This is a genomic window from Methylocaldum marinum, from assembly GCF_003584645.1.
Taxonomy (GTDB): Bacteria; Pseudomonadota; Gammaproteobacteria; order Methylococcales; family Methylococcaceae; genus Methylocaldum; species Methylocaldum marinum.
This window is the reverse complement of the sequence record NZ_AP017928.1, coordinates 3,554,904-3,573,637: the sequence shown is the minus strand read 5'-3', so window position 1 is coordinate 3,573,637 and position 18,734 is coordinate 3,554,904. Positions and strand designations below refer to the sequence as shown.

The window sequence follows — 18,734 nt, the reverse complement described above, 5'->3', positions numbered from 1 at the left end:
TTTCTTTTCGAGAAAGGCGGGCATACATTATGCCATCTTCAGCAGAGGAACAATCCTCTGACGCGAAGTCGAACACCTATAGGTGCTGTGCCGGGGTTCCGGCGCGTCGTGGCGAAACACGGGAGAGCCGGGGACAAGGTCGGGTCGTTTAAGGAAGCCTTGAATACGCCCTCTCCCGCTGGGAGAAGGTTGGGTGATGGTCTGTTGGATCAATCAGTTGCGGCAGGCCGCTTCTCCGAATTGGGGACTAATCAGAGCTTTCTTAAGAGTCGGTAGATCGGGTTTCCGTGGAAAGGAGGCGCGAGAATTCCTCGATCGATTGCGGACGTTGCGAGGGATCGACGATCAAGGCCAAATCGATGGCCTGCAGCAAATCCTGCGGATAGCGGCGTTTGAATGCCTTGACCGCCGGAATGAGGTTGTCGCGTTCGGCGCGAATCGGTGCCGCGGGAGGGGCGATGCCGTCCAGGCACATCCGCATGGTTGCGCCGATCGCGTAGATGTCGCTCCACGGGCCGATGGCGCCGTCGTCCTGGTACTGTTCGATGGGGGAAAAGCCGTTGGTCAGAACCTTGCCGATGCGGGCATGTTCCTCGTACGGGTAAGGCTGCGAAGCTCCGAAATCCAGCAAGAGTGGATCGCCGCCGGAGCGGATCAGAATATTCTGCGGCTTGATATCGAGGTGCAGCAGCCCGTTTTCGTGAATCGTTCGGAGGCCATCGAGGAGTGCCGGAAACACCATGCGCAGGAACTGATCGCTCACCCCGCCCTTCTTTTCCTTCAGCAGGTAATCGCCGAGTATTTTGCCGTACTCGAAAGTCATGACCAGGTAGACCGTGGAGTTGGCCTGAAAGAAGTTCAACACCTCGACGATATTGCGGTGCTTGAATTTGGTGAGGACCTTGGCTTCTTCCAGAAACAGCCGCCGACCGCGCAAGAACATCGAGCGAGTTTCCTCGCTGTTCGGCATGACATGATTTTCGGGCGTGCGGTGCGCCAGGCGGCGCGGCAGGTACTCCTTGATGGCGACCTGGTGCTGATCGGCGAGCTGGCGGGCGAGGTAGACCGAACTGAATCCGCCGCCGGCCAAAGGGCGCTCGATCATGTATTGATCGAGGATCGTCCCCGATTTCAGAAAGTACAATTCTTTGGGATACTTGTCCGAAGAATTGGGCCAGAGTTTCTGCATGGGAAGATTCAGCTTAATATTTCAGGGTTTTTGATCTCTTAACCTAATCAGTATAAAGCAAGATATTTTCCATGATCCGCAGCATGACCGCTTTTGCCAGCGGCGAACGAGAAATTCAGGACTGGCTGTTCACCTGGGAGGTGCGTTCGGTGAATCACCGCTACCTCGATCTTTCCCTACGCTTGCCGGACGCATTCCGTTTTCTGGAGCCGGCCGCGCGCAGCCGCATCGGCTCGCTCATCAACCGGGGACGCCTGGACTGTGTATTGTCCTGCAAGAAAAGTATCGAAGGCGGAGCCGACATCCATGTGAACCGCGAACTGGTGGCCAAACTATTGGCAGCCGCCCGCGAGGTGTACGATCTGAGCGATCGGCCCTTGGCCGGTTTCAGCGCCCTGGATGTCTTGAAATGGCCGGGCGCCCTGCATGAACCCGAAGCCGACCGCGAGCAACTGGCCGCCGAAATTGTCGACCTCTTGGCCGAGGTGCTGAAGCAAGCCATAGCCGTGCGGGAAAACGAGGGACGCCAATTGGCCGTGTTACTGAAGGAGCGCTGTCTCAAGCTGAAGGAGCACGTGTCGGCGGTGCGGGCGCGTATGCCGGAAGTGCTTCGGGCCATTCGGGAGAGAATCGTCGCACGGCTGGCCGAAATTTCGGCTAATCCCGATGTCGAGCGGCTGGAGCAGGAAATGGTCTACCTCGCCCAGAAGCTGGACGTGGATGAGGAACTGGACCGCCTCGACGCTCATGTCGACGAGATGCTGCGGGCCCTGAGCCAGAAAGAGCCGGTCGGCCGTCGTCTCGATTTCCTGCTCCAGGAAATGAACCGCGAAGCCAATACGCTGGGCTCGAAATCCGCCGACGCGGAAACGACCAAGGCCTCGGTCGAGATGAAAGTGCTGATCGAACAGATGAGAGAACAGGCTCAGAACATCGAGTAGCGTTTCACGCCATTTCACGAGACCCGACAAAGCCGATGATAAGATCACCGACCGAACATGGATCAATCCCGACTCAACTGGATTCGCGATTTCACTTGGAACATCGTCGGCGGAGCGGACGAATCTTCGACAACACCGATATCGCGACCTCTGTCTGGGGTTTGAGGAGCCGCAAGGCCGGAGCTCGCCAAGACAAGGTGCAACTTGTCAGCACCACCCAATGTTTTAAGCCCTTGCGCTTCGCTTCGGACGATGCGGCGCGAACTGTTCAACCGCGTCGGCAGCGATATTCATGACCGCTTCTACGGCATCCGGCGCGAGATGGAGCAAATCCTAAAGGTATTCATGGACCACAATGTGTTCCGCGGACGCTTCGAAGCCGCTTCGTACCCTGGAGCAGATCCGCGCGGATATTCTCGCCCTGGAACGGGATACCGAGGGTTTGTTGCAACGTGTTTTGGAGGATTCCTCGTGAGCGTCGAAGAGCAAGTCATCGCCACCCTGCGAATGCTGCCGCCGGAGCGGCAGGCCGAAGTGCTGGATTTCGCGGAATTTCTGAGGCAACGTAGCTTGCCGTCCAAGGAGCCGCGCCCCTTCGGCTTGTGCGCCGGCCAAATTCAGGTGCCGGACGATTTTGACGCGCCTTAGCCCGAAGACGTGCTGAGATCGTTCGAGTCATGAACCTGCTGCTGGATACCCATATTTTCCTCTGGTTCATCGCCGGCGACCCGCGCCTGGACCGTGCCGTGACGGATCGAATTCGAAACCCGGCACTCGCACGCGAGCGGCGAGGAGCTTCGGGTTGCGCATTTCGGCGTCAATTTGCATGTGGCAGGGAGTTCAGGGAAGCCAAAGACCCGCAAATGTCGTCAAAAATAGCCGGAGCCTCTGTTGCTGTTCCATAAGGGGATATTCGTGTAGTTTGCTGAAATGCTACAGAATTCCGGAAACTGCTGATCGTTCATAACGACAGCTTTCGGCCGCTGATCGATTTTGGAGCTTAGAGCGGAAGTTAGACATGTACGCCGGCAAACATCCGCCTTTTTCCGGCCGGGAAATAAGGCCAGCCCTTGCATCCGGCCGATTTTTGGCTAAGCTGAACGCGACTGCACGGAATTGGGGAAGGTTCCGCTAAAAATCACAAAGAAGCGGTCTTCTGTGCCCGGCTTAGGCCGGGTTTCTTTTTGTCCACAGGTCAGTCGCGCTGGAGACGGCCGATATTCGATTAACCAAACAACGCGCGTTGAGACTGTCCCGCAAAAGCGGCGGCATAGAGCATTTTTCGATTCGGTGTAAGGGATCCCGATATGTAGGTCGGCAATCCTTTGCCGACGTACCGGCTCAGCAAAGGGCTTTGTCGGCAAGGGATTGCCGACCTACGTCTTCCTTCCCGACACGAATCCGTACACCGACATGAAAAACGCTCTAAGCCGGCCGGAGGATGGCGTAGAAAACATACGGTGCGATGGCGATCCAGATAAGAACCAGCACCCATACTCGTCCGCGCGAAATTCGATAATCGGCGAGCAATTCCGACCATGGACGGCCGGCCACAAAATGGAAGAACAGGAATTCGAAAGCTACGGTGAGCGTCATCCATAAAAGCCCGATGGAAAGGGCCTCGCGGCCGGAGTCCGGCGGCCAGAATCGTACGAATGCCCAAATGATTCCACCCAGAAGGACCATTCCGCTCAAAGTGGAGACCTGATGGGCGCGCAGATCGGAGAGATACCGCCCATAAGTCAGATCGCGCAAGGCGCCGTTTGCCACGGAGACGATCAGCATCGTGAGCCACGCCATCAAAACTTTCAGCATTTTCGTACGCCTTCGGTTTCAGCTTCACTGCGTCATCGGCGGATGATCCATCCGTCGCCGCATCGGCGATTACGGTTTCAGCAGGATAAGTCGAACGTTCTTTGATCTTTCGACCCTCGCGCAAGCCCGCGTGGAGGAGAAAAAATCCGCATCCATCCTTTTCAAGGCCCGAGATGCTTCCTGAGAAATCCCAGCAGATCCTGCCAGGCTTGCTCGGCCTCGATGCGCTCCGGCGGCGTCGTGCTGTCCCCCAGGTAAGGCGTGTAAACAAGAAAAGCATGCCGCGACCGTGGATAGATTTTCAGTGTGGCCGGCAGCCGGGCTTTTTCCAACTCGGCCTTGAGCCGGTGCGCTTGTTCGGGCGGGACGATGTCGTCCCGGCCGCCCTGCAAGATCAATACCGGCGCGTTTAAGTTCGGAATCTGATCCAGTGCATGACGGGTTGAAAATGCCCGCGGTTTGTCTTCCGGGCCGTTACCGTAGACTCGCCGGGTCAGTGGGTCGCGGCCCAACTTTCCGGTCTGGCCGAGATGCTGCCACCAGCCGTAAATATCCATGACACCGTCGGCCGTGACGACCGCATCGACCTCGCGATGACGGGCCGCTGCCAGCACACTGATCAGGGCGCCGTGAGAGACACCGACCATAGCCAGTTTGCGGCCGTTGATACCGGACACCCGGTTCAGCAGCGGCAGTGCATTCAACACGTCGCGTACTTCGCCCGCCGCCACTTCGATAGTGCCCTCCGAGCCGTCCTCTCCGCGATAGGAGGGGGCGAAAACGGCAAAGCGGGTCCGGGCGAGGCGGGCGCAGGCCCGCATGTGCTCCTTGGTAATGCCCGCAACGCCGTCATGATTAAAGAGAATCAATGGGCGTCGGTCGCTGCCGCGAGGCAGAAATAGCAATCCTTTGACTTTCAGACCATCGCTGGGATAAGTCCAGACCGCGACGGGGATACCGCCGATTTGACCGGCCGGTTCTTCGGTGACGCCCGCGATTCGAGCCGCGGCAGGCTGCCACTGGACTAGGGCCAGGCAAAGGATAGCCAAGCGTTTCCGGATCGCACGGCCGAGGTTCGGGTCAAGGATGGCGAACGTTCGGTAAAGCTTGCTCCGGGGATTGCGCCGCGTTCCTGCGGTCATGATCACGGTTGGTGGTCAGTGCTAAACTTCGGTTTGCCGTCGCTCCGCAGGCGGACCGGCCGAGTCGAAACGACCCGGCCGGGATACGGGAATCGTAAGCGATGTAGCCATGGTAGCCGAACATACCGCAGCGAGCGACAGATGATTTGGAGATTCACCATTGACCAATTTTCAGTAGGGAAAGGGAAAGCGAATGGCAAAACCTGAGAACGCTGTTTTTGCGCTGTTGATCGGAATTTCCGCCTTGGCGGTTAATCAAGCCTGGGCAGGAAGAGGGGGGAGCGGTGAACGGCAGCTCGATAGACCGCGGGAAGGACGATATCAGGAGCAGATCCAGGACCTTCGGCAGGAGCGGAAAAGTTTTCAGCAAGAATCCCGGAGCGAAACCCGGGAGCGTGCGCGGGACAGGGGAGTCGGACGGGAGGGTATGCGTCCGAGTCAAGAGGAGGGGCGGCGTGGATCACTGATGACGCCGGACGAGCGTGAGGGATCTCGGAACCAATACCGGGAGCTGCGCGAAGAAAGAAAGAGCCTGCGCGGGACGACCGACGGCGCCGGTTCGGGCAGAGGCAGGCGGGGTGAAGGTACGAATAGATAATCCCGGAATCGGCAGTTGACCGCTTGGCCGGCGTAGAAACGCCGCGGGCATTCCGGCCGTTGTCTCTTCCAACGCTTTCAGACTAACCAGTTCCGGATCGAGCGAGAAGGACCGCGATATAACCCGGCTCAGTATCGTCGTCGGCCGGGTGTACGAGGCTTTCCTGCCTAGGGAATCGTTAGGATAAATCCATGACTCGATGGTCATACGCTTTATGAAAGACGCTTCAATCGATTACTCCCTTCTCGCTCCAAAAAGGGCTATTCTTAGAGGAGAGAAGTTGACCAATTTGTGGAAGGGAGGCGGTTATGAACCGAAGAATCCGTATCCAACGGTTGGCCCCTCAAGACCGGGAGGAGTGGCAGAAGCAGTATTACCGGCACAAGGAGCAACGTCCCCGGCGTCGTCTCACGGCCTTGAAGGCCGTTTGGGACGGCCAGACTTTGGCGGACGTGTGCCGGACTCAGCACCTTCGCCGCAAGACGCTGGAGCATTGGCTGGATTGGTATCTTCATGGGGGCTTTAAGACGCTGCTGGCCCCGGAGCGGCGACGTGTTCCCCAAGCCCTGTCCTGCCAGCAACGGCGAGTCTTGCGTTACATCCTGCTGCATAAGACGCCGGCCGATTATGGCCTGGACAGCTATCAATGGACGGCCCGGCGGGCGCAGGCCCTCATCGCCGCCAAGTGGAATATTCATCTGGGGTTGGGGCGCCTGTACCCACTGTTTGATCAGTTCGGGCTTTCCCACCAGCGGGTGCATCGGGACTATGGGCCGCCTCGACCGCGGCTACAGGCGGCCTTCGTGGACGCCCTGGAAAAAAAAGGTGGAGGAAGCCAGGTCTTCGGACCGCGCTCGGGTGGCGCTGGATGAGTTTGCCCTGCGCTCCGTGCCGGATACGCATTACGCGTGGGCCGAGCGGAATACCGCGCCCAGGGTGCCCAGCGACGAACGCCAGCGGACCCGGCTGAATGGTTTTCTGACCGTCGATTTGCACCGGGGGCTCACCGGGGTTCAATTCCGCTCCCAGGGCAAAACCGGCGATGTCGTCTTCGTCGTGGTGCTGACGGTGCTGCGCTACGTACAGCAAGGGTGCCATTGGATCACCCTGATTCTGGACAATGCCCGCACCCATCGGCACGCCCTGGAAGTGGCCGCAAGGGAGTTGCTGTCGGAGATCGCCGAACTCGCCCACTGGCCGGACTTGAAAGCCACCACGGTGGAGTTTCCGCATACCCCCCCCGTACTCGCCCGCTCTCAACCCGGCCGAGTATCTGATCCATTGGGTTCGCCAAGAGACGCTTTATCATCTACCCTGCACCTTCACGCTCCAGGAAAAGGCGGATCGCGTTCGTCACCATCTCGCCCAGGCGCCGCCCTTCACTCCCGAACAAATGCAAAAGCTCCTGCGCCATATTTACAAGTTGCCAAAGGATAAAACAGTAAAATGGCCCAAACTGGAGTGAGAAGGGAGTAAAGGAGATTCGAAATTGGACTATCGATTCGGCTTTCTTCGCGTTCCATAATCGAATTTCGATATTTGCTACGGATGGGAGAAATCATCTGGCAACCATAGTCAACTTAGGATAATTGCAGTATTGGGCAGGGCGTTTTGAGAGTTTAGTATTATGAGCCTCGGAACCCCGACCGGCCCGGCCTTTATTTGGGCCGATGTTCCTTCGGCTTTCCGGGGGCGGCGCTTTCGGCCCGGCATTTCGTAAAGCCGAATCGCGCGCAACCGAGGTTTGAAAGGTCCGGCGAGTCGTATCGCGATCGAAGGCAGGACAAGCCAAAAGCCCGGGTGAAATGGATAAGCCTGGATGTGATTGAAAGCCAGAGGAGCTTATGGTGGTTTCATCTAAATTTCTGGGAGCAACGGACATGAACCGACTTGAACCCTCTATTGCCGGCCGGGAGGGACGAGACGAGCGTCCTCCGCCCGTGCGTATCATTCGGTTGATTTATGACGGTGGGGGATTGCGCCGCATCATATCCCGCCAATTGGGATGCTTTCCCGATCTGGACGTCAAAAGAGCCCAAGGGGAAAGCGAGGCCGCGTTTCGTCGGCGTGCCGGCTTGACCCGGGGCGGTTCGGACCCCGGCTGAAGAGCCTGGCTTGGGCTACTCGCATTTCGGTGCGGGCGAATTTGCTCCTGCCATCGCTCCGTGACATGGCGAAAGCAGCCTTTCTTTAGCGTTTAGAAAAAAGTTATCGCCATGGATCTGTCTCAAGAATGACATGAGGCCACGATGAATATTATTTGCCTCTGTTCAATGATTTAGGTGCGGGAATAAGCGATTTTACGTACGCATTTAAACTTATTTGCTAAAGGAATGTATCGGTCTAATTTGAAATCATCTAAATACTGAGTAACTTCCTCGGCGGAAAACCTCGCGCGCACGAATTATGTCGGACGCTTGGATATCTTGGCTCCTCCCCCGCTCCGGCGGGGAGTTTTTTGTGCCAGGGTAGCCTGAAGTATGTTTGGCAAATCGCCCTATCAAGCCGGATCGGAACATTCCCCGATTAGGTATGTCTCAGCAAAAACCACGTTATATGAACAAGAGGAGAGGTTATCCCTAATAGGGCTATGCGCTTGGTCGGGTTCGCGATCTTGTCCGCTTTGCTGATTGCATGCGATCGCCACGGCGATCCCGTGGCGGTATCCGGCGGAAATCCGGAACTAGGGCGGGAAGCCGCTTCCCGCTACGGCTGCGGATCTTGCCATGTCATTCCGGGAATCGAGGGCGCGAACGGCTTGGTGGGCCCGCCCTTGAGCGGGATCGCCAACCGGGTCTACATCGCCGGCGTGCTGGCCAACACACCGGAGAATCTGATGCGCTGGATTCAGGATCCGCTCGCTATCGATCCTTTAACCGCCATGCCGGACACGGGTGTGACCGCGGAAGATGCCAGGCATCTCGCCAGCTTTCTCTATACGTTGCGGTAGACGGCTGAATCGCACGACCTCGGCGGCGTGACGTGCTAAGCTAACGCCTTTTCGTCCGTACGCGGCGGCAAGAATAGGAAACCGTCGTTCGTCGAATGACCGTAAAGACCCTCTCCGAATCGTTCTTAGGCACATGAGTATCGGCACGCTGTTTATCGTTTCGGCCCCGTCCGGGGCGGGAAAAACCAGTTTGGTCACGGCTTTGCGGGAAAGTCTCGAGGGTTTCACGGTGTCGGTGTCGCATACCACGCGGACGCAGCGTCCGGGCGAAGTCCACGGCAGGGATTATTTTTTCGTGGACCATGCCGAATTCGAACGGATGATCGCGGCGGACGGGTTTCTGGAGCATGCCAGGGTGTTCGACAATTATTACGGAACCGCACGGACGACCGTAGAAACGGCTTTGTCCGAAGGGCAGGACGTTCTGCTCGAAATCGACTGGCAGGGCGCTCGCCAAATCCGGTCCCTGATGCCCGATAGCATTTCCATCTTCATCCTGCCGCCCTCGCGCCGCACTCTGGAGGAACGGCTGAAGGCGCGCGGCCAGGACGATCCGGATACCATCGCCCGCCGCATGCGCGATGCCATCTCGGAGATGTCTCATTACAGCGAGTACGACTACCTCGTCGTCAACGACGACTTCGATCGGGCTGTCGCAGAGCTTCGCAGCATCGTGATCGCCAGCCGGCTCAGGACCAGGCGGCAGTTCGAGGCATGCAAAGACCTGATTGCCGGCCTGTTGGCCTGATGTTCTGGGCGATAAACCGCCATTGAAACAACGCAGGCATTGCAGCCACCGTTTTGCGATCGGCATCCGGCCGACCTTCAGGAAGCGCTGATCAAGTCGATTCCGTTCATACCTTGCGGTCGTCCCTTCTGCAGGGGAGCGACAACAAGCACCTCTTCCCGATGTCCTGCAACGATACGCCTGCGTCCGGCATTGGCTGCACTGCCGGTTCGCGGAATTCTTTAGCTAGCGGATTCTTTCGGAGGGGGCTGTATTTCATGCCTCGTCGTCGGAAATCTCCGTGTATCCGCATTTCTCGGCTTGCGCCAATGTCCTTCCCCCCTCCGTTCATGGTCTTGCCTGACACGAGACCGTAACGTTTTCGTAATACCCGGTACACAAAATCGTCATACGGATCTGGCAAATTCCTCGACCAAGAAAAATGAGGTTTTTCGGTGCGGTCGATGCACCGCGAACTCGGATTCCAACGATTGGGGGGCGATGCCGAATGAAAATTCCAATACACTCGAGATGCTTTTTCCGTTTCGCATCCGTACTGATAGTGATGCTTGCCGCCTCGGGCTGCGCACATCACGCCACTCATATGCCCGAGGTCGCGCCCGCGCCGCAACTCGGTCTCAATGAGTTTTTCAAGCTTCCGGTAGGCCCCAAGGGGTTGGAGCCGACCGACCGGCTGCTGGCGATGAACGGCAAGCGCGTGACCGTGCAGGGCTATATGGTCAAGGAAGAAGAGCCGTTGCCGGGCCTTTTCATGCTGACACCCGTGCCAACCGCCCTGGCCGAACTGGCCGACGGGCCTGCCGATTATCTGCCGCCGGCCACGCTGTTCGTGCATCTGCCCGAAGAAAGCGCCGCCGGAATCGCTGCCTACCGACCGGGTACCTGGAACGTGACGGGCAGGCTCGAACTGGGAAGCCGGCAGGAAGTGAACGGCCGCGTATCCTACGTCCGCTTGATCCCGGACCGGCTCGAAGAGGTTGTCGCGCCTCAGGACAAAGCCGTCGAGCTGCAAGATCACAGCGCTCAACCGCACCATCACCACTGAGTTGAGCGCGTGACAGCGCCAGGAACATGGCTCCGCTCCCGGAGCCGTCTCCGGCATCCGCCCTTGAGTCTCTAAAACCAGTGCATCACTACAGATCGGAGCAACACTCATGACCAAATCCAGACCATCGACCCGTGCGTCGCTGCTGGCTCTTGCGGTGGCCGCGGCGTTTTCGGGCGCTGCCGGCGCGGCACCTACCGTTTCGCGTCTTACCCCGCCGAGCGAGTTATTCAGCTCGGGAGAAGCCTACCCGATTATTTCCCGCTTCTTGGCGGGACAGAAATTCGACATGCAGGCGACGGTCCAGCCGGATGCCGGCACCACCATTACCGGCTTTCAATTCGCTATCGACGGTGCCCCGGTAACGCCGGCACCCGGGACGACGTCCATCGTGACCACCGGCTTGGTTCCCGGTTTGCCCGAGAACACCGCGGTCGTATCGGTGCGCGGCTATTCGAACTCGACGCCGGGCATCCACACGCTGAGCGTGACGGCCACGCAGAGCGATGGCCAGACGGTCACCGCGACCGGCAATTTCGAAGTCGTCGGTGTTTCGTCGACCGGCAGAAAGGTCAAGAACGTCATCATCCTGCTGGGCGACGGCATGGGGTCCGGCCATCGCACCGCGGCCCGGATCATGCAGTACGGCGTCACCCAGGGTAAGGCCAGGGGCAAACTGGCGATGGATACCTTTCCGGTCGCCGCCAGCATCATGACCCCGTCGCTGAATTCCATCATCACCGACTCGGCTCCCGGTATGCAGAACTATGTGACCGGCAACAAGGCCAACAACAATCAGGAAGGCGTCTTTCCGGATGACACCACGGCCGCTTTCGACAATCCACGCGTGGAATACATGGCCGAATTCCTGGCCCGCACTCAGGACAAGAAACTGGGCATCGTGACCACTTCCGACGTATTCGACGCCACCCCGGCTTCCAACGCCGTCCACACCCAGAATCGCGGTGCCGGCACCGGCATCGTCGACCAGTATTTCGATGACCGTGCGAAAACCGGTCTGACCGTGCTGATGGGCGGCGGCCGCAAATGGTTTCTGCCCAATCCGACGCAGTGCAACGGCGCGGAACCCGATTGCAGCAGTGCCGGAGGCGTGGTCAATTTCAATGGCTCGGCCCGCGCCAATAGCAGCGACTACGTTCTGCCTCCCGACATCGTCGCCGGCTGGGGCGCGGCGCCGGGCGGCAACGATCCCTCCCGTGACCTGATCGCCGATTTCCAGGCTGCGGGCTGGAATTATGCGTCGGATCTCGCGACCTTGAACGCGTCCGGCGCCGACAGGCCGCTGCTGGGCCTATTCGCCCTGTCCAACATGAACGTGGCGCTGGACAAGCTCGGCAAACGCCGCGGCGTTTCCACCGTGGTCGACGACTATGGCTTTCCGGATCAGCCGCTGCTGGAAGAAATGACCGGCAAGGCTCTGGATGTGCTGGACGCCCATAGTCCGAACGGTTTTGTGTTGATGGTGGAAGGTTCTTCCATCGACAAGCAGGCGCACAACATGGATACCGAGCGTTTCATCATGGATACGATCGAGTTCGACAAGGCCGTAGCCGTGGCGAGCGAGTATGCCAAGACTCATCCCGATACCCTGGTGCTGGTCACCGCCGATCACGAGTGCGCAGGCGTTGCCGTCATCGGCGGCTCGCGCGTGACGGACGCCGATCTGCAAGCCAAGATCGCCACGGGCGGCGGTGCGGCGGTGGTTCGCAACGAGGTGGTTGGGGTTTACGACGGCGCCGGTTTTCCGAACTACGGTATCGCCGCCGACGGCTATCCGGCCAACACCGATCCCGACTATAAAATGTTGGTCGGTTATGCCGCCAATGCAGACCGCTACGAAGACTGGCGCACCAATGCCGAACCGTTGCGCGACAGTCAGCAACCGGGCAACGGCGTTGCGCCTCTGAACGCCTATCCGTCCAGCCCGCTGAGCCGGGACACCGTCGGCGATTTCCTGGTGACCGGCCAGGTCCCGGGCACGACCGCCGTGCACACCGGCAACGACATCCCGCTGTCCGCATGCGGACGCGGCGCCTCGCTGCTCGGCGGCACCATGGACAACACCGACGTGTTTTTCCAGTTGATGCAGGCTACGGTCGGCGGCGCCAGCGCCAGCACGGCTACCCGCTGCAAATAAGAACGGCTTGACCATTCGCGCGGAGCGGTGCAGGCCGCTCCGCGCGCCAACCGGAGATGACAATCATGTTTTCACAGCTCAAAATCGCCGCGCTGTGCCTGGGCCTTGTCGCGGCCATGGTGCAGCCGGTTTCCGCCGCCACGACCATCGATTTTGATTCCGTCGCTGCCGGTTCGACCGCCAACAGCGCGGCACCTGCCGGAATCAGCTTTGTCGAAGCCGAGTTCAGCACCGAGACGGACGAATTCGGCGATGAAATTCCGGGTTCGGAAAAATGGCGTGTTGCCGCCGACGGAACCGACGTTCTGGCGCGGAACCCCGACACTTTCGACGGTGGATTCTACGGCCCTGCGCCGTCCGGTCCCAACGCGCTGGACGCACGCTGGGCGCCGGTTCTGGTGCAGTTTGCCGACGGCATCGATCTGGCCGGTTTCTCGGTGACTCTGGACAATAGTGGGTTTGGTAACCTGGTCCCGGCCGATTTGCTGTTCCTGGACGCCACGGGGCTTATTCTGGCGACGCTCGTTGCCGATCAAACGGTACCGGGCTATGTGGCGAGCTGGAGCGGTGCGCTTTACGGCGTCAGCAGCATTCTGCTCCCTTCCGGCGCGTACTACGACAATATCAGCTATTCCGCTGTACCCATCCCGCCTGCAGCCGTCTTGATGTTCTCGGCGTTGAGCGCATTGGGATTCAGCGCACGGCGCAAACGGGTTTCGTAGATAGCCGCCGCTCTTTTGGTGCTTTCCTGCCAGCTTGCCCGGATTCCCGGGCAAGCTTTTCTTGCAGGTGTAATTACAGTTGCTTCTCGTCCCGAATCCATGGGATGGCCGGTTCGGGTTGATATTCGGTCAGGGCTTCCAGGAGCGTTTCCGGGGCGGTATGGGCCAGCAGTAGATTTCTGCTCTCGGGTTTCATGAAACCCTCCGCGAGCGCCCGATCACACAAGGTTAGAAGAGGTTCGTAGTAGCCTTCCGCATCGAGAAGCCCGATCGGCTTACGATGAAATCCAAGTTGGGCCCAGGTAAGAATCTCGAACAACTCCTCGAATGTCCCGAAACCGCCGGGCAGCGCGATGAAGCCATCCGCGATTTCTGCCATGCGGGCTTTGCGGGTGTGCATCGAATCGACCACTTCCAGCCGGCTAAGAAGGGTGTGTTCCACCATTCGTCCTGCCACCTCGCGGCCGATCAATGCTTTCGGGATAACGCCGATCACCCGTCCTCCGGCCGCAAGGCAGGCACTCGACAGAATGCCCATGAGACCCACGGTCCCGCCGCCATACACCAGTTCCAAACCTCTTTCGGCCAGCAGCCGGCCCAAGGTTTCGGCGGCGATCCGATATTCCGGGCGTTTGCCGGGGTTGGAACCGCAGAATACGCAAATGCTCTTCAAATGATCACCTCGATGTCCAAAACAGTGGTCAAAAGGTCCTTAGCGGGCAGTTGTCCAAGGCCCGGAGACCATGCGGATTCGGACGAGCTAACTGCCATAGCCGCCGCCGCCGGGCGTCTCGATGACGAATAGGTCGCCCGCGGCCATGTCGGTTTCGGCCTGAGATCCGAGAATTTCCTGTTTTCCGTTGCTGCGGATCACGAGGTTTTGTCCGCACGCTCCCGGTTTTCCGCCGTGCAGGCCGAAAGGCGGCCGGATACGGCGACCCGAGACGATTCCGGCGGTCATGGGCTCAAGAAACCGGATTTTTCGGATCACGCCGTCGCCGCCTTTGTACAAGCCCTCGCCGCCGCTGTCGCGACGGATGGCGAAGGTTTCCAGCAACACCGGAAAGCGCCATTCCAGCACTTCCGGGTCGGTGATGCGGGAATTGGTCATATGGGTGTGCACGGCGTCGGCGCCGTTGAAACCGGCCCCGGCGCCGGCCCCGCCGCAAATGGTTTCGTAATACTGGAAATGCGCGTTGCCGAAGGTGAAGTTGTTCATCGTGCCCTGAGAGGCGGCCAGCACGCCCAGCACGCCGTACAAGGCATCGACGACGTGCTGCGAGGTTTCCACATTGCCCGCCGCGACGGCAGCGGGATAGCGGGGATTGAGCAGCGAGCCCTCAGGAATTCGGATTTCGAGCGGGCGCAGGCATCCGGCATTGAGCGGAATATCGTCGTCCACCAGGGTGCGAAATACGTAGAGGACAGCCGCTTTGGATACGGCGGCCGGGGCGTTCAGATTGTCCGGCTGCTGGGGAGATGTGCCGGTAAAATCGATGACGGCCCGCCGGTTCTCGGTATCTGCCCGGATCACCACGCGGATGACTGCGCCGGAATCCATGGTCACCCTGTATTCGTCGTCGGAAAGCCGAGCGATGACCCGGCGCACCGCTTCTTCCGCATTGTCCTGAACATGTCCCATATAACGCTGGACCGCGACCAGCGAATAACGCTCAAGGATGCCGCGAAGGGCCTGCACCCCCTTGACGTTGGCGGCGATCTGGGCGCGGAGATCAGCGAGGTTGCGGTCGGGATCACGGGCCGGATAAGGCTTCGCCGCGAGCCAGGTACGTATGTCCGCTTCGCATATTTGCCCATTCTCGACGATCTTCAAGCCCGCGCTCAGTATCCCTTCCTGATCGATGGACGTGCTGCGGGGAGGCATCGAACCCGGCGTTATGCCGCCGACGTCGGCGTGGTGTCCGCGCGAGGCGAGAAAGAAAAGCACCGATTCTCCCGCATCGTCGAACAGTGGCGTGACCACGGTAATGTCCGGCAGATGGGTCCCGCCGTGATAGGGAGAGTTGACGAGCCAAACGTCGCCTGGCCGCAGCCGGTCGCCGTGGCCCGCGATCAGCGCCTTGACGCTCTCGTCCATGGAGCCCAGATGCACCGGAATATGCGGCGCATTGGCGACGAGCCCGCCCTGTCCGTCGAACAGCGCACAGGAGAAGTCGAGCCGCTCCTTGATGTTCACCGAGTGGGCCGTGTTTTGCAGGGTGTAGCCCATGTCCTCGGCGACCGACGTGAATAACCGGTTGAAGATTTCGAGGCGCGCGGGATCGACGCGTTGCTCCGTTGGTTCCGCCTGCGATTTCGGAGTCGCGCCGTCGGTAGTTTCGTCGGCACCGAGGATGAGGTGGTTGCGGGCGGTAATTTCGCCCCGCCAGCCCGGCTCGATAATCGTGGTCGAGTTGGGTTCGATCAGAAGCGCGGGGCCGCGCAGGCTTACGCCAGGCTTCAGGTCATCGCGCCGGTAAACCGGCGTGTCGTGATGAGTGCGTCCGGAATACATCGAGACTCGGGCGACCGGTTCCGGTAAAGCGCCGAGCACCAGGGGGCATTCCGGCTCTTCGACCGTCTCGGTCAAGCCGGTCAGTTCCACGCTTGCGGTGTCCACCAGCAGGGCCTTGTCGGGATAGATGAAGCCGAAGCGCTGCCGGTGCCGCTCCTCGAAGTTCGCCCGCATCTCCGCCGAAGCGCCGAACGGAACGGCAAACAGGGTGTCGGTGCCGTCGTATCGAAGCATCGCCGTGCGAGCCGCGACTATGAGTTCCGGCGGCACGCCCTGGGCCGAGAGTTCCGCGCGCGCCTCGGCTTCCAGATCGTCGAGTGCTTCATGAAGTTCGGGGACGGCGGAGTCGTTTAACAGGGCGACGATCGAGCGTTCCTTGATGACGCGGTAATCGGCCAGACCCATGCCGTACGCCGACAACACGCCGGCCAGAGGATGCAGAAAAATCCTGGAGATGCCGAGCCGCTCGGCGACCTTGCAGGCGTGCTGGCCACCGGCCGCACCGAAACAGCAAAGGACATAATCGGCCAGATCGTGGCCGCGCTGCACCGAAATCTTCTTGATGGCGGCAGCCATGTTCTCCACCGCCACGTCGATGAAGCCTTCCGCCGCTTCTTCGGGCGAGAGCGTTTGTCCGATGCCGGACTGGACGGTTTCCGCCAATTCCCGGAATCTGCGCCGCACGATGTCGGTATCGAGAGGTTGATCTCCGTTCGGTCCGAAGACTTTCGGAAAGAACTCCGGGCGGATCTTGCCGACCATCACGTTGGCATCGGTCACGCACAGAGGTCCGCCACGCCGGTAGCTGGCGGGACCCGGATTGGCGCCGGCCGAGTCCGGTCCGACCCGAAACCTCAGTCCGTCGAAATGCAGGATCGAGCCGCCTCCCGCCGCGACGGTGTGAATATTGAGAATGGGCGCCCTGAGCCGAACGCCCGCGATCTCGGTTTCCTGGCTGCGTTCGAACTCGCCGGCGTAATGGGCCACGTCGGTGGACGTGCCGCCCATGTCGAAGGTGACGATCCGGTCGAAGCCGGCGAGACGGGAGACCGCCACTGCGCCGACGATGCCGCTGGCGGGACCCGAGAGAATGCTGTCCTTGCCCTGGAACCGGTGGGCATCCGCCAGTCCGCCGTTGGACTGCATGAATAGCAGCTTGCGTTTTCGGTCTCGCGGTATTTCGTCGTTCGGACCGATGCCCAAACCGGCCGCCACCTGATCGACATAACGGCGCAATACCGGGGACAGATAAGCATCGACGACCGTGATATCGCCCCGTCCGACCAGTTTCATGGCGGGATTCACGCGGTGGGAGAGGGAAACTTGAGTGAAGCCGATCGCCCTGGCCAGCTTCTCCAGTTCGAGTTCATGATCCGGCGTCCGCCAGGCGTGCATGAGCACGACGGCGATCGACCGGAAACCTTCGCGATAGGCTTCGCCGAGGCATCGTTCCGCCTCATCGAGATCCAGCGGTTCCAGTTCCGAGCCGTGGGCGTCGATGCGCCCCGATATTTCGATGACCTTTTGATAAAGCGGTTCGGAGCGGCGGATATTCAGGGCGAAGATATCCGGCCGGTTCTGATAGCCGATGCGGAGGGCGTCGGCAAAGCCCCGCGTGATCGCCAGGACCGTCGGTTCGCCCTTTCGTTCCAGCAGTGCGTTCGTTCCCACCGTGGTGCCCATCCGCACGGCGAGGATATCGGCGTCGTTTAGCGGCCCATCGGGCGCCAGGCCCAATATATCGCGGATGCCCCGGAGAGAGGCGTCGGAGTAGCGGTCCGGATTTTCCGAAAGAAGTTTGTGGGTCAGAAGGAGGCCGTCCGATCGGCGGGCGACGATGTCGGTGAAAGTGCCGCCGCGATCGATCCAAAATTGCCAGCTTGGGATGTCTAGACGCATGGTGCTGATCGTTGTTGTCACCAAATCGGTTGTTTGCTCGCTCTCGGCGAGTATGAAGAAGCCGTCTAGGGCGCTGCGTTCGATGATATCTAAGTCCGACCGCTGCGAGGCAGGTTGGGCGATGGGTTCGTAGTCCTGCTCGGCCAACCAAGTCCGGGCATCGGGACTGGAATTATCGTCGCGGAACCTGGAACAGACGGGAATCTTCCTCTTCAAATTTTCCAGGCTGAACGGGAACCCTAGGAGGATACCGTCGCCACGCACTGGCGTCTTAAAAATCAGGCGGATAGTTTAACCCTAGAAACGGTAGTTGACCGTTTAGATGTGCCAACAAGTCCTTTGTGTTTCGATGGTATAGCGCTGATCCGCTTCACCGTTGAGGTGCAGCTCCTTCGGCAGTGCTCACGACAGGCTCTTGGAGAAACTCAGAGAGGCCCTTCGACGGTGCTCAGGACGGGCACTTCGACCGAGCTCAGGGCCGATCAGCCTGGGGCACACTCGAGCACGTCCGACTGCCGTATATCGCTTGAACTGAATGATGAGGACTCAAAGCAGGAACTTCATGTGACCATTTTGAGGGGCGCGGCTATCGCCCCGCGGAAACCAGCCGGCGACAACGCCGAGTCTCCGATTCATTCGCGACTCCGAGGTTTCGAATCGCGCGTAATCATCGGTCGTCCGCCGGCCTATCCGTGCTGCGAAGATTTTATACTCCAATTATGACGCAGGAGTTTCGGGCCTCATTGTCTCTAGGTTATTGACTACAGTTTGCAGAAAGCTTTTCAAAATTCTCCAAAATAAATATTTCGATAACATAGCCTGAAACCCTGTCATTGCACTCATTGTCAAGTCCATGGAGCCGGCTATACAAACACCAGTATTTCGAATCCCGATCGTAACCCAGGCTGTCGGACAGCCAAGGCAGTTCCGTTTGGCACCATTTGACCGGCGTTCTTCCCATGGTGAACTGATTCGACCTGATGAACCGCGACCATGGCTGTCGAAAAAGAGC

The 18,734-nt window shown here is 59.5% G+C and carries 17 protein-coding genes; 12 read left to right on the top strand and 5 right to left on the bottom strand.

What is annotated here, in order from left to right; genetic code table 11:
• Positions 1-262: 262 nt before the first annotated feature.
• Positions 263-1,189 (bottom strand): serine/threonine protein kinase, encoded by a 927-nt coding sequence (locus sS8_RS15720; RefSeq protein WP_119630434.1) that lies wholly within the window; start codon positions 1,187-1,189, stop codon positions 263-265.
• A 71-nt stretch (positions 1,190-1,260) separates the two neighbouring features.
• Between sS8_RS15720 and sS8_RS15715 the strand changes: the two genes are divergently transcribed.
• The 3 genes from sS8_RS15715 (at position 1,261) to sS8_RS27690 (ending at position 3,035) form a co-directional block, all read left to right on the top strand.
• Positions 1,261-2,130, top strand: a complete 870-nt coding sequence (locus tag sS8_RS15715) for a YicC/YloC family endoribonuclease (RefSeq protein WP_119630433.1) — start codon at positions 1,261-1,263, stop codon at positions 2,128-2,130.
• A gap of 471 nt (positions 2,131-2,601) precedes the next feature.
• Complete coding sequence (locus tag sS8_RS28720) at positions 2,602-2,778, top strand: DUF2281 domain-containing protein (protein WP_197716542.1); 177 nt, start codon at positions 2,602-2,604, stop codon at positions 2,776-2,778.
• Between the two features lie 29 nt (positions 2,779-2,807).
• On the top strand, positions 2,808-3,035 hold the full coding sequence (locus sS8_RS27690) for a PIN domain-containing protein (protein WP_145986556.1): 228 nt from the start codon (positions 2,808-2,810) through the stop codon (positions 3,033-3,035).
• 520 nt (positions 3,036-3,555) lie between these two features.
• On the opposite strand, the gene sS8_RS15705 is transcribed toward sS8_RS27690, so the two are convergent.
• Both sS8_RS15705 and sS8_RS15700 read right to left on the bottom strand, forming a co-directional pair.
• Positions 3,556-3,945, bottom strand: coding sequence for a hypothetical protein (locus sS8_RS15705; RefSeq protein WP_119630432.1), 390 nt, complete (start codon positions 3,943-3,945; stop codon positions 3,556-3,558).
• A 161-nt stretch (positions 3,946-4,106) separates the two neighbouring features.
• Positions 4,107-5,087 (bottom strand): alpha/beta hydrolase family protein, encoded by a 981-nt coding sequence (locus sS8_RS15700; protein ID WP_119630431.1) that lies wholly within the window; start codon positions 5,085-5,087, stop codon positions 4,107-4,109.
• Between the two features lie 193 nt (positions 5,088-5,280).
• Between sS8_RS15700 and sS8_RS28185 the strand changes: the two genes are divergently transcribed.
• The 9 genes from sS8_RS28185 (at position 5,281) to sS8_RS15655 (ending at position 13,308) form a co-directional block, all read left to right on the top strand.
• Positions 5,281-5,685, top strand: coding sequence for a hypothetical protein (locus tag sS8_RS28185; RefSeq protein WP_119630430.1), 405 nt, complete (start codon positions 5,281-5,283; stop codon positions 5,683-5,685).
• Between the two features lie 308 nt (positions 5,686-5,993).
• Positions 5,994-6,557 (top strand): helix-turn-helix domain-containing protein, encoded by a 564-nt coding sequence (locus tag sS8_RS15690; protein ID WP_119630429.1) that lies wholly within the window; start codon positions 5,994-5,996, stop codon positions 6,555-6,557.
• A complete protein-coding gene (locus sS8_RS15685; RefSeq protein WP_170161107.1) occupies positions 6,511-7,122 on the top strand; it encodes a transposase in 612 nt (203 codons plus the stop codon). The genes sS8_RS15690 and sS8_RS15685 overlap by 47 nt, the downstream gene beginning before the upstream one ends.
• A 443-nt stretch (positions 7,123-7,565) precedes the next feature.
• Positions 7,566-7,790: a hypothetical protein gene (locus tag sS8_RS15680; RefSeq protein ID WP_119630427.1), complete on the top strand. Its 225-nt coding sequence runs from the start codon at positions 7,566-7,568 to the stop codon at positions 7,788-7,790.
• 485 nt (positions 7,791-8,275) lie between these two features.
• Complete coding sequence (locus tag sS8_RS15675) at positions 8,276-8,635, top strand: c-type cytochrome (protein ID WP_119630426.1); 360 nt, start codon at positions 8,276-8,278, stop codon at positions 8,633-8,635.
• A gap of 133 nt (positions 8,636-8,768) precedes the next feature.
• Positions 8,769-9,383 (top strand): guanylate kinase, encoded by a 615-nt coding sequence (gene gmk, locus sS8_RS15670; protein ID WP_119630425.1) that lies wholly within the window; start codon positions 8,769-8,771, stop codon positions 9,381-9,383.
• A 544-nt stretch (positions 9,384-9,927) separates the two neighbouring features.
• Positions 9,928-10,428, top strand: coding sequence for a hypothetical protein (locus sS8_RS15665; protein ID WP_119630424.1), 501 nt, complete (start codon positions 9,928-9,930; stop codon positions 10,426-10,428).
• A gap of 109 nt (positions 10,429-10,537) precedes the next feature.
• A complete protein-coding gene (locus sS8_RS15660) occupies positions 10,538-12,586 on the top strand; it encodes an alkaline phosphatase (protein WP_119630423.1) in 2,049 nt (682 codons plus the stop codon).
• Between the two features lie 65 nt (positions 12,587-12,651).
• Positions 12,652-13,308, top strand: coding sequence for a hypothetical protein (locus sS8_RS15655; protein ID WP_119630422.1), 657 nt, complete (start codon positions 12,652-12,654; stop codon positions 13,306-13,308).
• Positions 13,309-13,381: 73 nt separating this feature from the next.
• On the opposite strand, the gene sS8_RS15650 is transcribed toward sS8_RS15655, so the two are convergent.
• Entirely contained in the window at positions 13,382-13,981 is a 600-nt protein-coding gene (locus sS8_RS15650; RefSeq protein ID WP_119630421.1) for an LOG family protein, read from the bottom strand.
• Positions 13,982-14,068: 87 nt separating this feature from the next.
• Positions 14,069-17,938 carry a hydantoinase B/oxoprolinase family protein gene (locus sS8_RS15645; RefSeq protein WP_232020330.1) on the bottom strand — a complete coding sequence of 1,290 codons (3,870 nt, stop codon included), beginning with the start codon at positions 17,936-17,938 and terminating at the stop codon, positions 14,069-14,071.
• Between the last annotated feature and the right edge of the window lie 796 nt (positions 17,939-18,734).